Origin of the sequence: Streptomyces cadmiisoli, from assembly GCF_003261055.1 — a bacterium.
GTDB lineage: Bacteria > Actinomycetota > Actinomycetes > Streptomycetales > Streptomycetaceae > Streptomyces > Streptomyces cadmiisoli.
Genome location: NZ_CP030074.1, coordinates 21,981 through 44,876, shown reverse-complemented (window position 1 = coordinate 44,876; position 22,896 = coordinate 21,981). Strand labels below are relative to the sequence as shown.

The following is a 22,896-nucleotide window of genomic DNA, read 5'->3' as shown; positions in this document are numbered from 1 at the left end:
CCTACGGTGCCGCTCAGGCGCTCAGGCGTTCAGGTGCTCCCCGAAGAAGCTGCTCAGCTTGGCGACCACTGTGGGGACGTATTCCTCCTTGTCGTAGAGGTCGATGTGGCTGGCGCCGTCGATCCAGAACAGTTCCTTGGGCTCGTTCGCATGCTCGATCGCCTCACGGCTGAAGTAGGCGGTGTCCGCCTCGGTGCCCGCGATCATCAGCAGCGGACGCGGGGAGATGAGGTGGATGAGGTCGTACGAGGAGTACTGCGCGATCTGGTCCACGCTGCGGGCGACGTACCAGTTCTGCGAGTTGGGGTGCTGGGCCCGCGGGGTGCGGTAGTAGTTGCTCCCCTGCTGGTAGAGGGTGGGCCAGCCCTCGGCCTCCTGCGCCGTCTCGGGGACGATGTGCTCCAGCCGGGCCTTCTCGCCGCGGGCCTCCGCCGTGCGGTCCTTGCCGGCTCGGGCCAGCATGCCGCGGATGACGTCCTCGCTCTGTCCGCCGCCCAGGCCCTCACGGAAGAGGGCGCCCATGTCCGCGCCGCTGACCGAGGCCACAGCCTTGATGCGGTGCTCGGTCTGCGCGGCATAGGAGACGTAGCCGCCCGAGGCGCAGATGCCGAGGGCGCCGATGCGCTCGGGGTCGACCTCGTCGCGGGTGGTCAGGTAGGTGACGGCGCTCTTGATGTCCTCGGCGCGGGCGAAGGGGTTCTCCAAGAAACGCGGCTCCCCTTCGCTCTCGCCCTGGTACGAGGCGTCGAAAGCCAGGGCTACGAAGCCTTCGCCGGCCAGCCGCTGTGCGTAGAGCCCGGCCGTCTGCTCCTTCACCCCGCCGAACGGGTGGGACACCACGACGGCCGCGCGGCGGCCGCCGGTGTAGTCGTCGGGCAGATAGAGGTTCGCGGCGACCTTGAGGCCATTGCTGAGGAAAGTGACGTTCTTCTTCATGATCTGTCTCTCCTGCGCGGTGCCACTGCACGGCGCGCTGTCATCGGGTGGGGAGGGAATTCGGTGCACCCTCTTATGCGGCCTTCGGGAAGCGGTCTCCGCTCGGCCCTCATCCACATTCGCACGCAAGCCCGCACCTCGAAAGGGGACGGTTTCTGCCTAGGAAAAATCCTTCCCCCTCACAGTCTCGGGCCCGACTGCGACACTGGTTTCATGACCGGCGACAACGCGCAGCGCAATGAACTGGGCGACTTCCTGAAGGCCAGGCGCGCGGAGCTGCGACCCCAGTCGGTCGGACTGCCCGACGGCGACCGGCCCCGGCGCGTCCCGGGCCTGCGCCGGGAAGAGGTCGCGCACCTCGCGTCCATCAGCACCGACTACTACACCCGCCTCGAACAGGGCAGCCTGCCGGCATCCGCCCATGTCCTGGCCGCCCTCTCCCACGCGCTGCGCCTGGACGAGGACCAGCGTTCCTATCTGTACGGCCTGGCCGGCAAGAGCGTCGCCCGGCCGCGCCGCCGCAGCGCGCAGCGCGTGCGCCCGCAGTGGCAGCGGCTGCTGGACCAGCTCACCGAATCACCCGCGATGGTCCTGGGCCGGTACATGGATGTCCTCGCGTGGAATTCTCTCGCCGCCGCACTGATCACGGACTTCTCGGCGATTCCCGTGAATCAGCGGAATTACGTCCGTCTGGCATTCCTCGATCCCACTGTGCGGAATCTTTTCGACGACTGGGAGACGACCGCCCGCACCTGCGTCGCATTCCTGCGCATGGAAGCCGCCCACTCACCCACCGATTCCCGCCTGGCCGCCCTGGTGGGCGAGCTGTCCGTGCAGGACGCGGATTTCCGGCAGTGGTGGGCCTCGCACGACGTCGCCAGCAAGACCAGCGGCACCAAGCTCCTGCACCACCCCGTGGCCGGTGACCTCACAGTCGACTGGGAGATCCTCACCAGCGCCGGCGACCCCGAGCAGCAGCTCATGGTCATGACCGCCGATCCCGGCTCGACCGCCCACCGAGCCCTGAGCTCCCTCATCTCCGGCTCGGCGCCCGGGCCATCGGCGGCGAATACCGGCTCCGGCTCCGTCGCATCCCGCGCGCAGCGCCCGCAACGCACCGTGTCGGTCATCCCGAGGACTCAGACCGGTACGCAGTAAGGGCGCCCTGGCCCTCCACCCCCTCTCGTAGTAGATCGTGCACAATCCATCTGTCCGCAAGTGAGTTGCGCACAAGGAAAAAGCCCGCTAGGTTTCTCGACGTGGCCCGGACCGGCAAGGCCGGGCCCTCAAACCCCGTGTACAGCAGGAGCCTCGCCATGAACTTCAGGACCGTCTTCCGCCCTGTCCGCAAGCGCGTCACCGCTGCGGGCGCCGCAGCCGCCGTGGCGGTGCTCTCCCTCGCAGCCGCCGCGTCGGCCGACGCCACCAGCGAGCACCGCCGGTCCGAGAAGCAGCCCACGAAGAAGCCCACAGTCGTGCTGGTACACGGCGCGTTCGCCGACTCCTCCAGCTGGAACGGCGTCATCAAGCGCTTGCAGCGCGACGGCTATCCGGTCGTGGCCCCGGCCAATCCACTGCGCGGCCTGGCGAGCGACGCGGAGTACCTCGACAGCTACCTCAAGAGCGTCAAGGGCCCCATCGTGCTGGCGGGCCACTCCTACGGCGGCGCCGTGATCAGCCAGGCAGCCGAGGGCAACCCGGACGTCAAGGCCTTGGTCTACATAGCCGCCTTCACTCCCGAGAAGGGCGAAAGCGCGCTGGAGCTGTCCACCAAGTACCCCGGCAGCACGCTCCCTTCGGCCCTGAACACCGTGTCCTTCCCGCTCCCGGGCGGCGGCACGGGAACCGACCTCTACATCAGCACCGAGAAGTTCCATGACCAGTTCGCGGCCGACGTGGCCACTCCGGTCACCGACCTCATGGCCGCCACCCAGCGCCCCGTCGCCGCCTCCGCACTGGAGGAGAAGGCCACCCGGGCCGCATGGAAGACCATTCCTTCCTGGAGCCTGATCGCCACCCGCGACTTCAACATCCCGCCCGCCGCACAGCGCTTCATGGCCGAGCGCGCCCACTCCCGCACCGCCGAGATCGATGCCTCCCACGCCGTGTCGGTGTCCCGCCCGGACGCGGTGGCCCGTCTGATCACCAAGGCTGCACGATCGACCGTCCGCTGACCCCTGCCGGATTCCCCACACGCCCGCCACGGCCGCCGGCCGGCACCCGAGCACTACGAGCACCACGAGCACTACGAGCACTACGAGCACTACGAGCACTACGAGCACTACGAGCACCACGAGCACCACGAGCACCACGAGCACCACGAGCACTACGAGCACCAGGCTCGGCCATCGGGACCGCCGAAGGCGCCGGCCCTCGACTGAGGGACCGGCGCCTTCGGCCTGGCACCTGCGCACCTGCGCCCCGGCGGACGGCACAAGGCGGACCCTCGTGGAGGGAACCTCCTCGGCCGTGCCCGACGGTCAACGCCCGGGCTGTCGCTCCCGGACCTCCTGCAACACCCATCCGTTGCCGTCCGGGTCGCTGAACGCGGCGAACGAGGCGTAGCTGCGACGGTCCGGAGCGGGGCCGTACACCCGTTCCTGGACACCGGTGTCGTAGACGTGGTGGAAGACCTCGCTCACCTCGACGCCCCTGCCGATCAGGTCGGCGCGGGCCTGGTCGATGTCGTCGACGACGAGGTAGTTGCCCTGGGCCGAGCCCGGCGCCGCGGGGGTGAGGCCGCGGCCGAGGTGGATCGAGCATTCCGAGCCCAGCGGCGTCAGCTGCACGATCCGGAATGCCGGGCCGGCCTCGTAGTCCGCGTCGAGCCGCCATCCCAGGCCCTGGTAGAAGTGCAGGGCACGGTCGACGTCAGCCACGGGGATGACGAGGACTTCGATCTTCATGCTCACGGTCGGCTCTTCGGCTGTGTCGGACATGTTGGTTCTTGCTTTCTGAATTGACTGGAGGTTCCGGTGAGGCGCGCACGGCGCGCCTCACCGGTTGCCTGTCGGCGAGTTGTCGTGGCCGGTCCCCGATCTCCCGCCACCCGTCGAGCCGCGTGTGCTCACACCGAGCGACTCGGCCCGCCTGCCCTGCCGCGGCCGGCCGCCCTCATCGGGCGGGTGGGGGCGGAAGGGGGTGAGGGTCGGCTAGCGGAGCGACCGCAGGCCCGTACGGACCTCCTCGACGAAGAACTCCGGCTGCTCCCAGGCCGCGAAGTGACCGCCCTTGGGCAGGCGGTTGTAATGGATGAGGTTCGGGTACGCCTGCTCCGTCCAGCTCTTGGGGGCCCGGTAGAGCTCGTCGGGGAAGACGCTCACGGCGACCGGGAGCTTGACGCCCACGGCACCGAAGAACGGCCTCGTGTTCTCCCCGTACAGACGCGCCGCGGACAGCGCCGTGCCGGTCAGCCAGAAGAGCGTGATGTTGTCCAGGACGTCGTCACGCGTCAGTCCCTCCTTCTGCCCGGCGAACGCCCGGGAGATCAGGGCCAGGCTGTCCCGGTCGTGGTCGAGCATGAAGGCTGCCAGACCGACGGGGGAGTCCACCAGCGCCGTCAGCGACTGCGGACGGGACCCCATGATGTAGGCGTAGTAGACGTGGCGGTACACGAAGTCCAGCGCCTCGACGGCCGCCTTCTCCTCGTCATCGGCGAGGACGACGTCGGACGGCAGCGGGTTGCCGGTCACGATCGCCGCCTCGATGGCGGGCGGCACCACCTTCGGCATGTTGGTGTGGATCCCGACCAGGCCCTCCGGCTCCTGTACGGCCATGGCGTCCGTGACGACCGCACCCCAGTCGCCACCTTGCGCCGCGTACCTGGTGTAGCCCAGGCGGTTCATCAGCTCGCCCCAGGCGCGCGCGATGCGCTCCGGGCCCCAGCCCTTCTCGGCCGGCTTGCCCGAGAAGCCGTAACCGGGCATGGACGGGATCACCAGGTGGAAGGCGTCCTCGGCACTGCCGCCGTGCGCGGTGGGGTCGGTGAGCGGCTCGACGATCTTCAGCTGCTCGACGACCGAGCCCGGCCAGCCGTGCGTCACGATCAGCGGCAGCGCGTTCTCGTGCTTCGAGCGGATGTGGATGAAGTGGATGTCCAGCCCGTCGATCTCGGTGATGAAGTGCGGCAGGGCCTTCAGCCTGGCCTCGACCTTGCGCCAGTCGTACTCAGTCGCCCAGTAGCGCGCGAGCTCCTGGATCGTGGCGAGCTGCGTGCCCTGCGACTGGTCGGTGACGGTCTCCTTCTCGGGCCAGCGCGTGGCCACGATCCTCCGGCGCAGGTCCTGAAGCTCCTCGTCGGAGAACTCGAAGGTGAACGGCCGGATAGCGGTTGCCTCGGTAGTGGCAGTCATGTGGGGGGTGTCTCCTTGCTGTGCCCAGCGACGTGGTGACGCCGGCCCGTCCACGGTGAGCCACGCGGATGCGCTTCGTGCCGGGGAAACCCCCGGGGTCTCTCCCGGGGCCCGCCCCCGGGCACCCCCGTCGCACCCGGGGAAACCCCGGGGCCCGACCCCGGGGATGCGGGGCACAAGCCCCGTCGAGGACATCACCCCGGCCGACGATGCCGAGATCGGCCGGTGCGCCCAGAACAGGGGAGAGCACCCGGAGCGGAGCCTCGCCCGACGAACCGACTCCTGCCTCGTTGCCGACCAGGCAGCCGTTGTGGGCCCAGTAGGTCGGCCCAACCGTCAGGATCTCGCTGTCCGCGCCGTGGATGTAGGTGCCGTCGTACCCCCATCGGCAGGCGTCGCCCGTGCCACGGCTCTCGACGCAGCCGCATATCTCGATCAGCGAGCCGGATGCGACCGACGAGGACCGGATCACATCCTTCGCGGCATCGAGACCGGGACAGATCCAGAAAAACGGGGCCGGTTCCTCGGCGGAACCGGCCCCGCTGGTACGACGGCGGAGCGTCAGCTCGCCCAGACCTCGGCCTCGTCGGCCGGGACGGTGGTGGCCAGGCCCAGTTCCTTGCGGGCGGCGACCGACTTGCTCGGGTCGATGTCGGTGAACGCCGGGTCGTAGGCGATGTAGAACGCGTCGGCGTCGGCGGCGTTCGCGGCCTTCTTCCAGTTCCCGGCCGCCTTCGTCAGCGTCGCGCGGAGCTTGCCGACCTCGGCGCCCTCCACGCCGTCCAGGCCGTCGACATGTGCGTCGAGAGCGGCCGCGACGGCCTCGGCCTGCGCCTTGTAGCCGGCCAGGTCGCCCTCGACGGTGTCCTTCTCGGGCTGGTTCGCCCACAGCGCCTCGTAGACCGCGTTCGAACCCTCGAGGTACGTGATCTGCTCCGGCTTCAGGGACTTCGCGGTCTCCAGCGAGCCGCTGAACGTACCCTTCTCCGCGGTGTAGGTGCAGCTCACCGCGCGGTCACCCGTCGCCCAGCTCTCCTTGGTCGGGGTGTAGTAGAACAGGGCGACGCCCTTGGGGAGAGCCCAGGTGTCAGGGGAGTACTTCTGCGCCTCGACCGGGCAGCGGTCGTCCGCGATCGTCGAGACCCCGTCGTCGCCGGGGTACTCCTTGCCCTCGTCGATCGCGAACTCACCGACGACCTGGCCCTCGTGCGCCTCGTCGCACGGCACGATCTCGATGGCGTACGCCGTCCCCTCGGCCTTGCCGTTCGGGTTGTAGCAGTCGCCGACGTCCAGCGAGAACACCGAGCGCTGGCGAGCCACCTTCTGCGCGCCGTCCTTGGCGCTGTCGACGGCGTCGGTTACGTCCGAGCATCCCGCCGCGCCGATCGCGAGCAGGGCGGCAGCGACAGATATGCCGCGAAGGGAACGATACGGGGCACGGATTGCCATGACATGTACATCCTCTTACGTGATCTTTATGAGAGTCGGGCGCATCGTATGCCATCCCTGTGGCCCGGCTGTGCGAAGGCCCTCACTCCATCGCGGTGTCTGTGACTCGCGACGGGCCGCGAGGGTTGTATCCGGGCTGCTCGCAGGTAGCAGGTAGGAGCCGGCAGGGACGCCGCTGCCTTGGCCGACTGCGAGGCGACGCTCGCAGTCGCCGGTGCCGCCTCCCGACCCTCACTCTCGCGAACACGGCCGAGCAGTCGGTAGTGAACTCGGTGATCAGGTGATGGCCGCCCTGGCGCCAACGGCCGGACGAACGCGAAGACGCGGTCCCAGGCCGGAAAGCCCGCGGGCATCACCCGCCACACGGACACCGCCGCACACGCTCGGCACGATCGGCCGCGTCGCCGTATGCATGCGCCCATCAATCACACGGCCGGGCACACGAGTTGGGCACAGCAGGCAAGGACACGGAAAGACTGCGGCAGCAGAGCCCCTGCTGCTCATGGACTTCGACATTCCGGAACGGCGCAGGAGGCCCTGCCGCCATGCGCAGCCAGCCGAAAATCACCGCCCCGAGCCGCACCTACGAACCCGTACGCACAGGCCGCCTTCAAGGCGACGACCCGCGACCGTTTCCCCCGCCCGCGCGGGGGTGCTCCCGTCCATGCGGGGGAAGTTCACCGGCATCGCCGACTTCCTCGACAAGGCCGAGCTGCCGGCCCTCAAAAGGCGGGCCATCGAATCACTCGTCAAAGCCGGTGCCTTCGACTTGCTCGGCCACACAGCGGGCTGGCCGGCAAGGCACGGACGGGTCGCGCGACTTCGACCCGACCCCTCCGATCATCCCGGCTTCACAGGCGCCGCGCTTCGAAATCGTTGGACGCCCTTTGGGCCAGTGGGCGAGCATCCGCAGATGACAGAGGAAGTCGACTACTGGGGGCCGTTCACGCGAGGCCCGAAACGTGTCCATTTTGTCGAACTGCCCAGCGAACGGCCACCTTGATCAACTTCACTACGACACAGCCCTCGTCAACGGCTGGCCGATTGCTACCGGCGCGGTCGAGGGCGCTTGCCGCCACCTGATCGCCGACCGCCTTGACATCAACGGCGCCGCTGGGGTCTGCCCGGAGCCGAAGCCGTCCTCCGGCTCCGTGCCGTGTTCGCCAACGGCGACCTCGACCTCTACTGGCGCTTCCACACCCGCCAAGAGCACCAACGTATCTACCTCAAACCCTGCCTGCAGAAGTTGGCACTCACTGATTGATCAACGTCGTCCCTCGAAACGAGCCGCGCCCAACCGCGATCGTGCATCCCTTCCGAGTGCCTGAGGGCCCATTGGTTGGCCCGACCATGGGCCCCGACCACGGAAGTCAAGCTCGGATGTTGCTGGTTCGTGTCCGGTGGTCGGCAGGCATTTTCCTCCGGTCCGCCTACTGACACAGCAAAACTGCCCGGTAGGAGCGGTACGCGCCGACAAAGAGGGGTTGGGTCCCGTACGAGGATCAAGCCCTCGCCGTGCTCGACGACGCCACCGTGTCCAACCCGCCCGGCGTCCAGGTCTCCGATGCCAACCAGCTGCAGCTCTATGTTTCCCCGACGTGCTACACGCACACCGACCTGAGCCCAAAAGCCGTTGCAAGAGTCCCCGCGACCCCCGGATACACGAAACTCGCCCCACGCAGCACCGCAAAGCCTGCAACAGCCTGGGCCCAGGGACCGGCACCGCGATCGCCTCTCCAGCCAGCAACTCTATTCACAGTCAGATGATCCGAACGACGGGCCCCATGGGGGCCTGGCTGCCGTCCCGTTGCCACATACCTCCTACAACATGTCCTACGACATCTCCGACAATATGTCCTACGACATCTCTTACGGCATCTCCTACGCAGGCCGTTCAGCCAGCCGCCGATCGTCGCAGGTGAGCACCTTCAAACGGTGTGGTCGGGGGCGCCGACATCCCCCTAGAGCCTCCCCTCAGCCATCCACGCAGCACGAACAGAGAAGGGATGGGTGGTGGGCTGGGGTCGGCGCGGCGGGGGATCCGGCGGGGATGTTGGTGTGTTGCGCGTCGGCGGGAGCCACCGCGCCGACTCGCGGCCGCTCAACCGCTGTGCCGATTCTCCGGGGGCGACGGGTCAACGCGTGCGGGACCGCCAGTGCTGCCACTCGCCCGCGTCCTGCTCTTGGTGGTGCTGCCCGGATTTGGGCGGGACCTGTTCGGTGGCCGGGGCGGGCGTCTGGACGGCCGGAGCAGGGGCTGAGGGGACAGCTGCCCTGGGTGGGCTTTTCAGGTGGGCCAGGTGCCGAGTGCGCGGGCCAGGCTGTTGCTCTGCTCTCGGGTGATGCCCTGGGCGAGCCGAGTCCCGCACCGCGGACTCATGTACCCGTCACAGTGCAGGATTCCGAGGAAGGGTTCCTGACTACCTGATAGCGGGGAGGCCGCAGCAAGCGTCCATTCAGCCGGCTCCCACAAGGGGTGGTCGGCAAGGAGTGCTCCCGCGAGATGCGGGGCCAGCGCTGCGGGGACGTCTGCCTCTGCCAGTGCGCCGCCAAGCACGGTTTGGGCGTCCTCGGGCAGGTCTTGGTCGCCGAGTGCAGGCAGCAGCAGGAGCAGGCGTGCGTATTCGGCGTGGACTCCTGGAGCGTTGAGATCGGGCGTGCGGGCGATGTGCTGGAGCTCTCGCCACGACAAGCCGGGGCCGGCCTGGTGGCCGCTGATGGTGGCCAGGTGGCCGTGGCGTCCCCAACCGGGGTGGGTGATGACGTACTCGGTTTCCGGATCGTCGGGAAAGTTGCGCCCGAGGATTAGCGCGGTGTGGCCACCGGCGAAGGGGATCCGGAAGACAGGCCAACGATCCTCGTCGGCGAGCGCATCGCAGGCCGCGTCGGCGTCAGCCCCGTCGACACCAAACCATTCCGGAATGGGGTCGTACTCGTCTGTCTGACTCAGCCACATCAGGTAGGCCGCCCAGAACCCCGGCAGCGCCAGCAGCTCCTCCCCCGCAACAACAGGGGCGTTCTCGAATCCCTTTATCAGCACCGGTCCAGACTCTCACCCACCTATGACAGCCCGTACACGGCTCGGTGGCTCCATCGACGGCTGCCCCGACAGACCTTTCGGCGGCCGGGTAGGCGCAGGCGCTCTTTCGGCTCCATGACGGACTGCGCGCCGCATTGATGTAGCCGCTTCGCACTTCATGGACCGCGTCGCGGGAGCGCACAAGTGTGTCTCCGACAGGGAGCAGACCCCAGATCTCGCCAGCGATGATCGCGCAAACTGCCAGCGCTCGGAACGACCCGCCGTCCGCGCGGCGTGAAAGGGGGCCGAAGTGGTGGAACATCAGGGCGCAACACCGTGGCCTGGTCGCCTGTGTGGTGGAGGTGGTGCTGGAAGTGAGGGTTTGGGCCGCTCGCGGGGCGGTTTGCCAGCAGGCTCCACTTGAGCGCGGACGGCCGCTGCCGCCCGTTGTTCCTGGTAGTGACCGGTGGACAGCGGGCGGGCTGCCCTCGGAGCTGTTCGGAAGATTACACATCCCCCAAGACTCACCGTGGGCTTCTGGGCAAGATGGCCAGGACTGTAGGGTCCGGGGAGGGGTGGTCATGGCTGGTCGTGATTGGTATGACGACAACGACTACCACGACGCAGTTCAACGGGCCGAACGCGCAGCACGGTTCGGCTGGGCGGTGATCGCTGGGACCACAGGAGTGCTCGGCTGGGCGTTGACCGCCTTGGCCGTTACCTGTGTGGTTGTCGTTCTCGCGTGTATTTACGCTGTTGTGGCGGTGAATTATTAGGACTTGTACGGGCACCATGAGTGGGAATGGACGTCACTGTGCCTACCGCTGGCGGAGTGGACACCACCGTGGTGCGCATCGCGTGCGCAATGGAGTCCACTGAGCCTCCGCCAACGTCAAGTCGCCGGTCAAAGGGATGGCGTGATGGGTGCTCTGGGTACTCGTGCTGGTCGTGGGAGGGAGTCCCGCGGATCAGATCGTCTGACAGCACGGTCGGGCCGAAGAGAAGGGCGATGCAGCAGCGTCGGCGGTGTGCGAGCCTGGTCTCCCCAGACGCCGACCGAGAAGACTCTGATGACCCGCGATGATGCCCTCAAGCAGCTCAGCCACATCGCGCGCGAGCGGGCATTCGGTAGGCACGTCGGGTCTGACCGGCTCATCCAGGCAGGGCTTGACGCACTCATTGCCGAGGTTGAGAGTCCCTCCCTCGCCATGTTGGCCGGCCTCCTCCGGAGTGAGGAACCCGAAGCACCAGCGCTCTTCGACCAGGTACTGGAAGAGCTGGGATTGGTCTTCCAGCCGCCTGCCGACCCTCGAGCCGCAAAGTGGGCGATGGCTTACTGGATCGCCGGTCAGATAGCCGACGGAACCCTGGATCCCGCCACCGGCACCCACCTCATCTGGGCAGACATCGCCTACGACCTCGGCTACCCCGAAAGCCTGCAACCCCTCGTCTCGTGCGCTCTCAACCTGGACGGCTGGGAGGAGAGCTGGGGAGTTTCCGTCGAGGAGCTCAACAGAGAAGCAGTCGAGGCGGCGAAGCAGTTCCTGCTCAAGAGGTCGGCCAAAGCGGGGAGTTGACCGCCCTGTTCGTACTCGCTGCGGTTCGGCGTACTCCTACGATTCTGTGCATGCTGGATCCCCGAGCTGCTGGAACGGATCACCGCGCGACGTGCGGAACTGCACGTACTCGAGGAAATGCTGGCCAAACACCTGGCAGAGGTGCGAGCCGAGCGAGACGAACCCGCTGACGCCGAACGTGTCCTTGAGCGGGTGAGCGCGCAGCTCGCCGACGAACGCGCACAGGCTGCGCCGATGCCCGGGCAGGTGGGCGGCCGAGCGGTGATGCTCATGCCGCACCGCGAGCCGGGCGCGGACGAAAGCGTGCTCCTGCCGGACTACCAGCGCATCACCGCAGCCGTGCGGCAGGCCGCCGGACCGGTCATGGTCCTCGGCGAATCGGTGGGGTGGACGTCAGCGTGCGGGCCAAGCTGGAGCGTCCCCGTTGGGTCCGCTGCTCCTGTCTTCGTCACCGCGGCCGGGCTGTGCACGGGTTCGGAATTTCACCACCACTTTGTGAGCGCGTTTCCTGCGCTCACGGTATGCGGCTCGTACCCCTGGCGGCTGCTGATAGCGCATGTCGGACAGAAACGGTCCAGCCGGGGGTACTGAGATTGTTGTCCGGTCTGCGGTGACCTTGGCCCTCGTCAGCGATCTGGTGCGCGGTTGTCGGGAGGAGATCTGCTTACGGTCTCGCGAAACCGCGCGGGTCAGTCGCCATGATCGTTCCGCCTCGGTTCATGGCTCCGGACAACAGGGAGTATCGCTACGGGGAAGTGGTCGACCTGACGCCGACGATTCGGTAGTAGAACTCGTCGTGCCTGGTCAGAATGTCAACGCTGGTGTAGCCGATGTCCACAGTCTCGTTGAGGGCGGAGTAGAGGCGGCCATCGCCGGCGTAGAAGCCCACATGGCCGTGATAGAAGACGAGATCGCCGACCTGCCGATCGGACGCTGAGACCCGCACGACGTCGAGAGGTTCGAGGTTGCTGTTGTTGGAGTTGTTGTTCGCGGACTCCGCCAACGCCCAACTGTAGTAGCTGTCCGCTGACCTGCGACTCCAGTCCGAGGGGAGGTCGGGCACCCGACTGTACGAGTGGTACACCAGGCCAGAGCAGTCGAAGGTGTTCGGCCCCGCGTCGCCCCACACGTACTGCTTGTCGATCTGGTCGAGCGCGTAGTGGTAGGCGACGCGTGAGAAGTTGTACACGCTCTTGGTCGTCGAGCACTCGACGCCCGACGCGGTGTTGCCGTTCTGGGTGATGATCTGCAGACGCCGGAACTGGGCGATGTCCGAGGGGTTCCAGTTGTCCTCGCCGCCCGAGGCGGTGTCGCCGTAGAGGACAGCCGCGGTTTCTCCGGTGACGAACAGGAACGGCTGGGAGCCATCAGCGCCGACCGCGTTCATCCTGAGGACGGGCGGCTTGCCGTCGCCCCGGTCGGTGTCGGTCAGCGTCCAGTGGATGCTGGCCTCATTCGGGCCGTGCCAGTAGATCTGGACCAGGGACCGCGCACCCGCGCAGCCGCCAGTGATAGTGAGACTGGGGTTAGCGAGCGGCTCGTTCGCTGAGGCGGACGGTGCAGTAGCCAGGCCCAGCGCGCCCGAGGCTATGAGCAGTGCACCTGTCATCAACGTGTTCCTGAGTCTTGCGAGGACTCTCATGCGGGACTCCTGGGATCTTCGGCAACGCTATGTGCGGACGTGACAGCTCGGTTGGAGCTGAAGGTGAAAGGGACTGGAAGCGCGGTCGGTGCACACACCACGGCCAGCGTCAGCCCTGTACGAAGGGCACAGCAGCCCGGCCTGGTCACTGAATGTGCCGGCCCTTTGCCCCCAAGGACCGGCCGCCGGAGCACACCGGAATACGTGCAACGACGCGCGATGGGCGGAATCGACCTCACCGGCCGGCTCCGCAACGAGCTTGCGGGTCGGGCTGGGTGTCCGACCACTGTTCAGGGCGAAGTGACGGCATCGTGGGACGTCCCAGCCGTTGACCTGGTGTGACGCCGCATGGCCAGTCGCTACGGTGGGACGAAGGTCGTCGCGCCGCGGGGGAGACATGTCGCGTTGGACCCGCCGGCCTGGATGCCGATGCTTGCGCTGACCGATATGGCGCGGCTTCGGGGATCCAGGCGGATGCGGCTCCGCCTGTCTACTGCGGCCGGGCAAGTCGCTATTACCGGGCGCTGGCGGATCTTCCGCCTCGCCCGGTACTGGCCCTGGGCCCACGACATCACCACCGCCCTCGACCGGCTCGCCCAGCTCCCGAATTCCGGCTGACCAGCAGCTTTCCGTCCCGACGACAGCACCACCCGACCTGGAGCAGTGGAACCGGCGCCCACCCGACACGACAGTCGGTTCTCCCCGCTGCCCTCGCCAGTCACAGAACGCACGACGGTCTACCGACTCCGTCGGTAGACCGTCGAGAAAGATCGGGGCCAACGCGCTTCTGAACCCCTCATGCGTTATGCGTTGCGCGGTCTGGTCAGGCGGTGGCTGCTGACTTCCTTCGGAAGACTTCCAGGACGGGCACCGTTCCGGCGACGCCGGACAGGGCGATCATCACTGCGTTGACGAACAGGTCAGGACCGACTTCCTGCTGAACGGCCATGACCGCGGTCAGTAGGATCAGGCCCCCCTCCATGACAGCGACGATGCTCAAAACCGGAGCGCTGAGCCATCGGGGCACACGGGCCCTAGCGATGGGCAGGACCAGCAGTGCCGCCCCCGAGAGCAGGACAAGCGCCGCGACCCCGGTCAACAGCTGCGCGAACGAGGTCCCCAGCCCGGGATCCTCCGTGTGGTCAATGGCCGCCGCCTCCTCCATCACGGTTGCGGTCACGATCCACACGATTGCCCCGTAAAGCACCTGGAGAAGGAGTACTGCGCCGGCCGCCGTTCTCATTGCCGCCCTCATGAGGAGCTTCGCACGAGAGATCCGTTCCGGATGATCCACAGCTTGCCCTGCCACTGGGCGCTCCGGCAGGCGTCACGAACCCTGGTCGTGGCAGACGATTGGCCGGCTTTCGACCATCCGATGCCGCGGCCGATGACGTTCGCTGAGGTACGACGGGTCCAGGAGAACAGGGTAGGCGAGCGCCTGCCCGGCAGTCGGCTCCAGTGCTACGACGACCTCGTCGTTGACGAGACGGAGCGAGACCGGGATTCTGTTGCCCCGCGCGTCACGTGCTAGCGGTGCTGTGATCAGGGTGCTGGTGCCGGACGGGTCCGAGATCAGCAGCGTGTTGGCGCCGGTGTCAACAGCTTCCTGCCCTGGCGTGAGGTCCAGTTGGTACGAATCGCTGGCCGGGGCTGTCGGGCTGCGCAGCAGGTCCACCACCAGAAGTGGCAGTTCAAGTCGAGGACACAGCTGCGGAGTCCACCAGGACAAGAAGTGGATGCCGGTATGCCGCAGGCATCAACTCGAGGGCCCGCTCGGGCGTCAAGCCTCGCACCGCGCGTCAGCGCCGCGCCTCGACTTCCCGGCTGCCACGCACCCGCACTCCGCAGATGTCTGGCACACCGCCGCCGGCACCTGCCCGCTGCCCTCCGGGGGATGATGGTCGGGTGCAGCAGCCCTCTCCTGAACCGACACCGATCATCCTCGCCGTTGACGACCTCAGGGCGCTGCCCCGAGCGACGCGGCTCGCCCGTACGAGCCGTGAAGGAGTTCAACTTCTCGAGGAGCACCGGGGCATGTTCATTGACGAGCTCTGGCTCGACCACGACCTCGGCGGTGATGACAGCATCATGCCGGTGGTGACCCTCCTGGAGGAGGCCGCCTTTCATGGATACCCGTTCCAGATCGGCATCGTCTACGTGCACAGCGCCAACCCCATCGGGGCCGAGACTGTTGTGCGGTCCCTTTCACATTGGAAGTACCACGTTCGCAGAGCCGTCGCCCAATGAGTAGCTCGCGGCACATCACCCTGTCACCGGCGCATGTCGAGGGTGTCGAGATTGCCTTGCTGCTCGGTTGTGCGTTGGTCGGCACGGCGCCGGGTGTTGGTGATCCGCATGCTCTGCGCCACGGGCACGGTGTTCTCGGGAGTGATCTCCCTGCTGGTGGCGGCGGATCTGGAGTCCCCGACGGGCACCTCCTCGATGTGCTTGCGGGGCACGTTCAGGTGTCCTTCGCGGGCGTGGAACCCTCGACCATCGCTGCTTGCCCGGAGGTCAGGGATGAGTAGGGCATGACGATAGAGCGTGACGAGTACTTGCGGCAGCTGACTATGCGGGCGAAGGAGGGAACTCTTCCACAAAGCGAGGTGAAGGAGATCGCGCGGACCATCTCCGAGGGACGTGCTGGCCCGGACATCTACCGGCTGTTGTACGCGGTGGCCCGCGCTGGCGGGCCGGCGTACGAGTCTGTGATCGCCGACTATCTGATCCACCCTGAGGCCCCCGAGGTATCGGCGCTCGCGGTGCAGGTGCTCACGGGGCACTGGAGAGTAGGAGCGAAGTACGGGAAGCAGATTCTTGAGTTGCTTGGGTCCCCCGAGTGGGACCTGAGTAGCGACGCGTTTATGGCCGCGGTCTCGGGAGCCGGGGAGATCCTGCACGACGGGTTCGACGCTGAACTGCTCCGCGCCCTGCTGCATCTTGCTGAGGAGGGCCGCGGCGAGTGCGCCGACGACCTCATGCAGCGTATTGCGGTGGAGGCGATCGCCCGCGCGCTGGGAGCCAGCCACGCCGAGTCGATGAAACCGCCCGAGGGAGTCAGGCGTGTGGAGTGGTCGCGGGGCCTGCTGAGGGCTGCGCATGACCGACTGCACGCGGCCACGCGGCGGCGCTGATTTCTCACAACCGAGCAGGTCCCGGCAGGACGATGTCCGGCCGGGGCCGGCCGAACGACGAAGGACCGGAGACCCGAACTTCTGCCGTACACGAAAGCCGTCAGGCTGTACTTCTAGCCCCTCAAGTTACGGCTCAGGCCGCGGTCTGGCCGGGTCGTCATCGATCACTCCAGTGCTGTCGACGCGTCCCCGTGCGACCCAGCGACGGGCGCCAGAGTTCGAACCTTACTGGTTTTCTGTCTGTGGTGATGGTGCCGGGCTCGGAGACTGGCGGGCTACCCGGCGCGGAGCTTGGGGAACAGCACGTTGATCCGCTTGCGGGCGGGATCCATGCCCTGAGGCCGCCCTCTCATCGCTGGTGGCTGCTCCCGTTCGTGTCGTACCTCAGTCGCGAAGGAGGCAAAACGGGTGACCGGCAGGATCTGCGTAGATCCGCCAACTGCGCGTGCCGTCGCCGGCGTCGAGCAGTGACGCCCCGAGTTCGAGAACCTGTTGTTGGGCCTTGTCGAGATCCTGTACACCCAGGTCAAGATGGAACTGTTGCGGGTGAGCAGGGTCCGGCCACCGCGGCGGCTGATGGTCTTGCGCGCGCTGGAAAGCGAGGACGAGCCCTGAGCCGGTGTGGAGGGTCGACCAGTTGCCGTCAAGCGACCATCGTGGATCCGGCTGGTCCACTACGCCGCCGAGAAGAGACTGGTAGAACCGGGAAAGCGCACGCACATCGGGACAGTCCAGCACTACGCACTGCAGCTTGGCGATCATGAAGAGCAGCGTAGACACAAGCGTCCGCAGGGCTCCACGGCGGCGTCCGCGATCTGTCCCGAGGACGTGCCCGTACTCCACGAAAAGCAACCTGGAGTTCGACGCGACGGCAGGTCAGTCCAGTGGGTCGGGCCATTCACTGGCAGGCAGTGGGTCGCGAAGCCTCGCGGTTCTGCTGCGACCCAGAGTCACTTCGCTGTCGAGGTTCGCCGGGTCGATCTGGCGCATGAACTCCCGGCACCGGCCGCAGGGCGGGCGGACATGCAAGAGGCGCTCAGCGTTGCGCGCCACACGGCGACCACCTTCGCGATGCGGTACTCGCGGGCAGCCACCATGGCGGCGATGGCCGCATGTTCTGCGCAGAACCCGGTGCCCGACCCTGTGTCGATACAGACGCCCGAGTGCAGCTCGGCCGCGATCTTCCGTACCGACGCTTTCTCCCGCACCCGGTCGGCGATGTGGACGCGCTCCTCCACCGTGAGGTTCTGGAACGACGAAACGAACCGCTCAGCCCGCACCGTGCGTGCGGGCTGAGCGGTTCCCTTTCCCACGGCCTGCTGTCGTTCTGTCATCGCTTGCCGGTCCGCCGGTTGATACCCGCGATCCGGCACGTCTTCCGGCCGGCACGTTTCCGGCTGCTCACCCGTGATCCGTGAGCGGGGAGTATTCCTCCCGCTCACGGACCGGTTCGTAGCGTTCCTGAAGCGATCTGATCTTGTGGATCTCGAAGACCACCGTTCCCCGAAGGCCGGGTGTTGCGGCGGCCTTGAGGACCCGGGAGAAGAGTGCGGCAAGCTCGTATGTGATCGCGGTGCAAAGGGTGATCTGCCGCGAGAGGCGCGCGGGTTACTGCACGTCCACGAAGTCGCCGGCCGCGTTGACGGCCGGGGTGGTGGAGGTGCCTGCGAAGTTCCAGCGCCAGTAGCCGTCTTCGGACGCGGTGGCCGTGGTCGTCAGGTTGCCGGTGCTGGAGGTGTTCGTGGTCTTGATGGTGGTGTAGGTGGTGGTACCGGCTTTGCGGAACTGGAGCTTGGCCGGCTGGCTGGCGTAGCCCCGGTAATCGAGCGTGTCCCAGTTGGCCCGGGTGAGCTTGCCGGTGATCGTCAGTGTCTTGCCCTTGGCGATCGGCTCAGGACTCGCGTTGGCGGTCAGCTTGGAGTGCCGCTGGATGCGGGTGGTGGTGTAGACCCACCGCTCGGCCCGGCTGTCGTCGTTGGCCGACACCTGGACACCGACCTTCCAGGTGCCGGCGTCGACGTTCGTGAGCCACCAATCCGGTTCGAAGGTGAAGGTCTTCGAGCAGGTGGATGTCGTGCTGTTGGAGGCGACGCAGTCTGCGGGGGTGGTGTCCTCGTTGGGCACGATGTAGCTGTCGGCGTTGTCGTACGGGTCAGTGCCGTCCGGGCCCCGCCACAGGTAGAAGTCCGCGTCCCAGATGCCTGACGGGTCCGTGGCGGTCACCGAAACCGTGATCGTTTTGTCGGCCGTGTCGACCACAGTGCTCTTGCCACCGTTGACGGCGACGCCGGTGATCTGGATGTCGCCCACGGTCTCGTCCGCGTAGGCACCAGGCATGGCGAAGCCGGCCAGCCCGGCGACGGTGGTGAGCACAGCAAAGGCAGCGCGTTTGTGCATGTGTTTCCTTTATAGAGCGTTGAGTGGGAACCTGCCGTACGGACCCGGCGGTGCAGTTGCAGCCGCTCAGGGACCGGTGAGGGACTTGAGCGTGCCCGGTGGGCGGCCTGCTGTCGGACCACCGTGAACCGGGAGTTCGGGCGGGCGTGGACCTGGGGTACCCGACCGTCCGAGGCGGATCGGTTGTGTGGTGCCGAAGGCGCCGGAACGGCTGATCAGGCGGGCGCTCGTCGTCGTGGCAGCTGTAGGGGATCGTCGATGACGTGCTTCGCGTGGTGCCACTCTCATCCCCAGATCGAATCGCCGTGAGTTGGGCACAGCCGTCACACAGGCCGCCCGCACTACCCAGCGCACCTGCATGCTCAAACGTCACAGCGCTGTACAGACAGGCTTGCGTCGGAGCGCCCCGGCAGCAGGATGACGCGACGAAGTGAGGGCGCAACGTGGCGGATCGCGCATCCTGATCGTTGGCGACAGCCGCCAGAAGCGTTTGCGTTCCAAGGGCGTCACCGCGTGACGCCTTGCGCGACGCTAACAGCCCTCCATCGGGGTGCCGCATATGGGCGCCCCGGGTAGCAGCCAAAGCTGTCGGCATGCAGCGTGAAGGTATGTTCGAAGCGCCGATCGTCGTGCACCGGCCGTCCGGCACGGGCGGTCGGCGAGTCACGGTGCGCTCGGAGACCCTCGGGACTGCCTACTCGGATCACGACCTGGTCGTGTTCCTCGAGGCTGCTGGAGTCACCGATCCGGAGAGCGTCCTGGACGATCCGGGATGGGTCGAATGGAGGAGCGGTCGCCCTTACGAACGGGACACCGCCTGACCGCGATCCCGTTGAGGGCGGGCTGCGGGACGTGCTGGCTACCTGGCGATGAAGGCCAGTCGACATCGCACGACCTTGCCGGGGGCAAGACTGCCGATCCGGTCCGCTCTCATGAACAGAGCCAGTCTCCCCGCGCGTGCCGTTCTGGGTGGTACGGCAGCCGATGGCCGACTTTGTCGTGTGCCGGCCAGTGGGTCCGCGGGCTGGTTGTCAGGGAGTTTTCAGGTTTTGAGTTCTTGGGTGTCACTGGTGTCGGTGGTTGGCAACTGGCATGCGGTGCGGTGGTCACCGGTCGGGGGTGAGGGTGGTGTGGCGGACGGCGGGGAGCCAGTGTGGTGGTCAGGACGGGGAACACGCCTCGTCACCGCTGCTGAATGGGGTTGTCTGATGAAGGTCGAGGCTGTGCGCCGTGTTGTGATGGGTCTTGCTGTGGTTGTGGCCGGAATGGCTTTGACAGCCTGTGGCCCGGACACCGGTGCCGCCACCGGCAATGGCCCGCAGTCCTCCTCTGACTCCGTCAGCGGGCCGGCCGCGCCGGGGGCCGGTGACGCCGCCGCCCCCGAGCAGAGCGACCCTGCTGCCCGCGACCGCATCGCCGGGGACACGGAGTCGTCGGAGCGTGAGCGTGCGGCGCGGGAGGCTGGGGGTTCGGAGTCGTCGGAGCGTGAGCGTGCGGCGCGGGAGGCTGGGGGTTCGGAGTCGTCGGAGCGTGAGCGTGCGGCGCGGGAGGCTGGGGACACGGAGTCGTCGGAGCGTGAGCGTGCGGCGCGGGAGGCTGGGGGTTCGGAGTCGTCGGAGCGTGAGCGTGCGGCGCGGGAGGCTGGGGGTTCGGAGTCGTCGGAGCGTGAGCGTGCGGCGCGGGAGGCTGGGGACACGGAGTCGTCGGAGCGTGAGCGTGCGGCGCGGGAGGCTGGGGGTTCGGAGCTGTCCGAGCGGGAACGCGCGGCTGCGCAGACGCGATAGCCTCGCCGCGGCTGCCAGCCGGTGGGTGCAGCAGGGCTGGTGGGGAAGTGAGCAGACCGCGAGGGCTCGTGCTGCACGGGCACGGCCCGCTGCACCCCGGCCATGAGCCTCAGCCACGGTGCCGGCGTCACGTAAAGGGCGTCACGTAAAGGGCGTCACGTAAAGGGCGTCACGTAAAGGGCATCACGTGGTGATGCCTTCTGAACGCGATGCTCGCCGTGATCGTCGCCGTCCCGCTCCTGACCGGCACGGTCCTGATCCTGCGCTGCTGGATCGGCCCCGCTCGTCACCTTCGCCGTCACCGCCGGGCCCGTCGTCACGGCCTGCACCGCACCCGGCCTCACTCACCGCCTGGCGGCCTCCCGCACGGTGCGCCGACTGCTGCGCAGCCTGCCCGGCGCATGAGCATCGGACGCACGCCCTCCACATCCTCGATCACCTCCCGCCGGCAGAGACCGCTACGCTCCCCGGTATGCCAACCAAGCTCCACATACCGGCTGTTCGCGCTGTCGATGAGCGTGGGATCGTTCTCGCCGCTCCGCTGTCGTACGAGGCGCTGCTCGGGGCCGTGCAGTGCCTCAGCCTCGCGCGGACCGTGCGCGGTGAAGCCGAGAGGCTGCGGGCCCGGATGTGGCCGTACATGCAGCAAGCCCAAGTCGCCGATCCTCAGGCAGCACGCGTGCCCTGCGACCTGCTCCGGGCGACCACGCACTGCCTGCGCAAGTGGCGGGCCGCTACCGGCACCACGCTCTGGGACGACGCCGACGACGCCGAGCTGACTACCGCCTGGCGCAACGGCCTCAACGCCCCCGCACCGACCGCGTGACGCGCCTCGCGCACCAGGGCTGATCGGGACTTACCTACCTCGCAACGCCACGGAGCCCCCGAAGGGCAGCATTTCCGGGGGCTCCTTGACGTGTGGAGTCGTGCTGTTTCAACGACGTCGTCGCTGCAACGCTTCGCGTGGTCCGCGCCTACCAGCACATGCCGGGAGCGTTGAGGTCGTGAGGCGCTGCTCGTACAGCTCCGTAGTGCGTCGGCGCGTGCTGTGGAGGATTGAGCCGGCCGTACGGGTGCCCCCTCGATGGTCTCGGCGGCCCTTTGACCGGCGGACGGGCGGGCGCTGTGGTCTCTCGTCTCCGCCGGGGGCTTTACCCCAGGGCGTTCCTGCCTTCGCGCACTCTGGGCACCGACAAGGTCACCTCCGGCGTCGCGCCGGCAGGCAGTTGGAGCGCACCGAGAAGTCGTTGAGGGCGACGTTCTACGCCGACTCCTGGACGGACCAGACCATGCTCAGAGGCTCCAGCTCGCTAACGCGCGCGGCTTCCAGCGGCCCGGGGTAACTGTCCTCAGCCCGACATTACGAATTCAAGTTCAGAACAGCATTGTCACTGACCTCCGTGCCACCACACCCGCTATTCCGCCCCGCTCCTTAGGCTAAGACAGTGCGGGTTCGCGCCACGCACTGCAATCATCGCCACCGACCCCGTTGGGACCGCAGATCCTGAACTTGGTGATTTTCTGGCCCACAATTATCTGCCCCTCCCAGGTAATCGAGTCCTTCTTGGGGGGATAGTACTTCTTCATCGCACTGCTTCCCTGGAGGTAGTAGTCGATATGAGGCTGGGAGCTATCTCCCCTGGCGTAGAGCGCGGGACCCAAGGGGAAGATGTTATTGGCTTCGGCATAGTATGTGCCCGCCCACGGTGCGTCCTCATACGCCGAACAGTGGGCCGGACAGGGTGCCATAGCCGACGCGGGTGTCGTCGAAAGGCCTAGCCCTACGATACCCACACCAGCAGCAACGGCAGTTGCTCGTATCTTTGTCTTCAGATTCATCTCTTAACTCCCTTTTCCCTATTTGCCTTCTCGGTAGCCGAGCAGTCGGTGCGCGGCGCAGGGTCCTGCATTTCGGCTTTTAGTACTCCAGCCGGGAATACAAGGGACCGGCCGCTGTAACGACCTCCGGAGCGCATCCGGCACGGCTGTTCGTTGAACTCGCGGAGGAATGGCGCGGTTCCTTCAGGGAGGAGCCACACTTCCCCGGTGGAACTACATCATCGTCGATGCATAGGCCATCTAGGTGATCTCGGGCGGTCGAGGTTCATGTCCGCGATGCCCCGAAAACTTTACATGCTTTGCTTGAGCAACAAGTGCATCGTGTAAGTTTCTGGCTGGCCCGATTGGTTCAAGGCCCAAATAGGCCACTCGTGCCGAGTTGGTTCGCGCTAATGACTCGTACGCGATCTTGCGAGCGCACTGGTTGAGCGGACCTCGCGGAGCTTCCGTCGCCCGGTGGTCGCCATCCGGTACTGCGCCAGCACCGCCAGCGCCAGCCGGTCCCCACCACCGACATTCGCATTCAGCACCTGTAAGCGCTCCCGCCGTACGGTTCGGCGCCCTGTGCCCGGAGCCGCGTGTACAGCCAGGCGAACAGCCGGCCCCCGACCAGACCATCAACCATGAAGGCCCGGTCGGCGTCACGATGCGATGACCCTGCCCGCGACCGCGCCCAAGACCCCTCCGAAGGCCCCACCGGTAACCCCGCCGACAACTGCCCGCGCCCCCGGGTGCCTGACGACTTGACCACAGGTCACCAAGCCTTT

General features: G+C 67.1%; 24 protein-coding genes and 1 pseudogene. 12 read left to right on the top strand and 13 right to left on the bottom strand.

Annotation, left to right across the window (positions count from 1 at the left end):
- Nucleotides 1-21: 21 nt before the first annotated feature.
- Nucleotides 22-936, bottom strand: a complete 915-nt coding sequence (locus tag DN051_RS41030; RefSeq protein WP_053758869.1) for an alpha/beta hydrolase — start codon at nt 934-936, stop codon at nt 22-24.
- Between the two features lie 213 nt (nt 937-1,149).
- Between DN051_RS41030 and DN051_RS41025 the strand changes: the two genes are divergently transcribed.
- Together DN051_RS41025 and DN051_RS41020 are read left to right on the top strand one after the other, a co-directional pair.
- Nucleotides 1,150-2,094 (top strand): helix-turn-helix domain-containing protein, encoded by a 945-nt coding sequence (locus DN051_RS41025; protein ID WP_063797281.1) that lies wholly within the window; start codon nt 1,150-1,152, stop codon nt 2,092-2,094.
- 158 nt (nt 2,095-2,252) lie between these two features.
- Nucleotides 2,253-3,110, top strand: a complete 858-nt coding sequence (locus DN051_RS41020) for an alpha/beta fold hydrolase (RefSeq protein ID WP_112442919.1) — start codon at nt 2,253-2,255, stop codon at nt 3,108-3,110.
- A 306-nt stretch (nt 3,111-3,416) separates the two neighbouring features.
- On the opposite strand, the gene DN051_RS41010 is transcribed toward DN051_RS41020, so the two are convergent.
- The 3 genes from DN051_RS41010 to DN051_RS41000 form a co-directional block, all read right to left on the bottom strand.
- A complete protein-coding gene (locus tag DN051_RS41010; protein ID WP_246041286.1) occupies nt 3,417-3,842 on the bottom strand; it encodes a VOC family protein in 426 nt (141 codons plus the stop codon).
- 246 nt (nt 3,843-4,088) lie between these two features.
- Nucleotides 4,089-5,288 carry an epoxide hydrolase family protein gene (locus tag DN051_RS41005; protein ID WP_112442917.1) on the bottom strand — a complete coding sequence of 400 codons (1,200 nt, stop codon included), beginning with the start codon at nt 5,286-5,288 and terminating at the stop codon, nt 4,089-4,091.
- Between the two features lie 561 nt (nt 5,289-5,849).
- Nucleotides 5,850-6,737, bottom strand: a complete 888-nt coding sequence (locus DN051_RS41000) for a septum formation family protein (RefSeq protein ID WP_112442915.1) — start codon at nt 6,735-6,737, stop codon at nt 5,850-5,852.
- Nucleotides 6,738-7,401: 664 nt separating this feature from the next.
- Here DN051_RS41000 and DN051_RS46165 point away from each other — a divergent pair.
- Nucleotides 7,402-7,740, top strand: coding sequence for a helix-hairpin-helix domain-containing protein (locus tag DN051_RS46165; protein ID WP_220451590.1), 339 nt, complete (start codon nt 7,402-7,404; stop codon nt 7,738-7,740).
- A gap of 4 nt (nt 7,741-7,744) precedes the next feature.
- A pseudogene (locus DN051_RS40995) lies at nt 7,745-8,001 on the top strand (ISKra4 family transposase); the annotation flags it as partial.
- 1,023 nt (nt 8,002-9,024) lie between these two features.
- Here the strand turns inward: DN051_RS40995 and DN051_RS40990 are convergent.
- A complete protein-coding gene (locus DN051_RS40990) occupies nt 9,025-9,777 on the bottom strand; it encodes a hypothetical protein (protein WP_112442913.1) in 753 nt (250 codons plus the stop codon).
- A gap of 560 nt (nt 9,778-10,337) precedes the next feature.
- Here DN051_RS40990 and DN051_RS40985 point away from each other — a divergent pair.
- The 3 genes from DN051_RS40985 (at nt 10,338) to DN051_RS40975 (ending at nt 11,924) form a co-directional block, all read left to right on the top strand.
- Entirely contained in the window at nt 10,338-10,532 is a 195-nt protein-coding gene (locus tag DN051_RS40985; protein ID WP_112443357.1) for a hypothetical protein, read from the top strand.
- Between the two features lie 294 nt (nt 10,533-10,826).
- Nucleotides 10,827-11,333 (top strand): hypothetical protein, encoded by a 507-nt coding sequence (locus DN051_RS40980; protein WP_112442911.1) that lies wholly within the window; start codon nt 10,827-10,829, stop codon nt 11,331-11,333.
- 117 nt (nt 11,334-11,450) lie between these two features.
- A complete protein-coding gene (locus DN051_RS40975; RefSeq protein WP_246041255.1) occupies nt 11,451-11,924 on the top strand; it encodes a hypothetical protein in 474 nt (157 codons plus the stop codon).
- A gap of 154 nt (nt 11,925-12,078) precedes the next feature.
- On the opposite strand, the gene DN051_RS40970 is transcribed toward DN051_RS40975, so the two are convergent.
- Entirely contained in the window at nt 12,079-12,942 is an 864-nt protein-coding gene (locus tag DN051_RS40970) for a C40 family peptidase (RefSeq protein WP_162625163.1), read from the bottom strand.
- 507 nt (nt 12,943-13,449) lie between these two features.
- On the opposite strand from DN051_RS40970, the gene DN051_RS40965 reads away from it, so the two are divergent.
- Nucleotides 13,450-13,593 (top strand): hypothetical protein, encoded by a 144-nt coding sequence (locus DN051_RS40965; RefSeq protein WP_159054037.1) that lies wholly within the window; start codon nt 13,450-13,452, stop codon nt 13,591-13,593.
- 205 nt (nt 13,594-13,798) lie between these two features.
- Here the strand turns inward: DN051_RS40965 and DN051_RS40960 are convergent, their stop codons facing one another.
- Nucleotides 13,799-14,155, bottom strand: coding sequence for a hypothetical protein (locus DN051_RS40960; protein WP_162625162.1), 357 nt, complete (start codon nt 14,153-14,155; stop codon nt 13,799-13,801).
- 147 nt (nt 14,156-14,302) lie between these two features.
- The gene (locus DN051_RS40955; RefSeq protein WP_162625161.1) at nt 14,303-14,650 is read right to left on the bottom strand and encodes a hypothetical protein; all 348 of its coding nucleotides are present in this window, start codon (nt 14,648-14,650) and stop codon (nt 14,303-14,305) included.
- A gap of 230 nt (nt 14,651-14,880) precedes the next feature.
- Between DN051_RS40955 and DN051_RS40950 the strand changes: the two genes are divergently transcribed.
- Nucleotides 14,881-15,222 (top strand): cyclic-phosphate processing receiver domain-containing protein, encoded by a 342-nt coding sequence (locus DN051_RS40950; RefSeq protein WP_112442902.1) that lies wholly within the window; start codon nt 14,881-14,883, stop codon nt 15,220-15,222.
- Nucleotides 15,223-15,245: 23 nt separating this feature from the next.
- Here the strand turns inward: DN051_RS40950 and DN051_RS40945 are convergent, their stop codons facing one another.
- Entirely contained in the window at nt 15,246-15,434 is a 189-nt protein-coding gene (locus tag DN051_RS40945) for a hypothetical protein (protein ID WP_112442900.1), read from the bottom strand.
- Between the two features lie 72 nt (nt 15,435-15,506).
- On the opposite strand from DN051_RS40945, the gene DN051_RS40940 reads away from it, so the two are divergent.
- Complete coding sequence (locus DN051_RS40940; RefSeq protein ID WP_112442898.1) at nt 15,507-16,109, top strand: hypothetical protein; 603 nt, start codon at nt 15,507-15,509, stop codon at nt 16,107-16,109.
- Between the two features lie 384 nt (nt 16,110-16,493).
- Here DN051_RS40940 and DN051_RS40935 read toward each other — a convergent pair whose 3' ends face one another.
- The 3 genes from DN051_RS40935 to DN051_RS40925 all read right to left on the bottom strand — a co-directional run bounded on the left by DN051_RS40935 (nt 16,494) and on the right by DN051_RS40925 (nt 18,506).
- The gene (locus DN051_RS40935; protein WP_112443356.1) at nt 16,494-16,871 is read right to left on the bottom strand and encodes a VOC family protein; all 378 of its coding nucleotides are present in this window, start codon (nt 16,869-16,871) and stop codon (nt 16,494-16,496) included.
- A 188-nt stretch (nt 16,872-17,059) separates the two neighbouring features.
- Entirely contained in the window at nt 17,060-17,443 is a 384-nt protein-coding gene (locus DN051_RS46030) for a helix-turn-helix domain-containing protein (protein ID WP_199315039.1), read from the bottom strand.
- Between the two features lie 274 nt (nt 17,444-17,717).
- Nucleotides 17,718-18,506, bottom strand: a complete 789-nt coding sequence (locus DN051_RS40925) for a calcium-binding protein (RefSeq protein ID WP_112442896.1) — start codon at nt 18,504-18,506, stop codon at nt 17,718-17,720.
- Between the two features lie 608 nt (nt 18,507-19,114).
- Here DN051_RS40925 and DN051_RS40920 point away from each other — a divergent pair.
- A complete protein-coding gene (locus DN051_RS40920) occupies nt 19,115-19,327 on the top strand; it encodes a hypothetical protein (RefSeq protein WP_112442894.1) in 213 nt (70 codons plus the stop codon).
- Nucleotides 19,328-20,762: 1,435 nt separating this feature from the next.
- A complete protein-coding gene (locus DN051_RS40910) occupies nt 20,763-21,116 on the top strand; it encodes a hypothetical protein (protein ID WP_112442890.1) in 354 nt (117 codons plus the stop codon).
- A 611-nt stretch (nt 21,117-21,727) separates the two neighbouring features.
- Here the strand turns inward: DN051_RS40910 and DN051_RS45550 are convergent.
- A complete protein-coding gene (locus DN051_RS45550; RefSeq protein WP_162625160.1) occupies nt 21,728-22,129 on the bottom strand; it encodes a hypothetical protein in 402 nt (133 codons plus the stop codon).
- Nucleotides 22,130-22,896 lie beyond the last annotated feature (767 nt).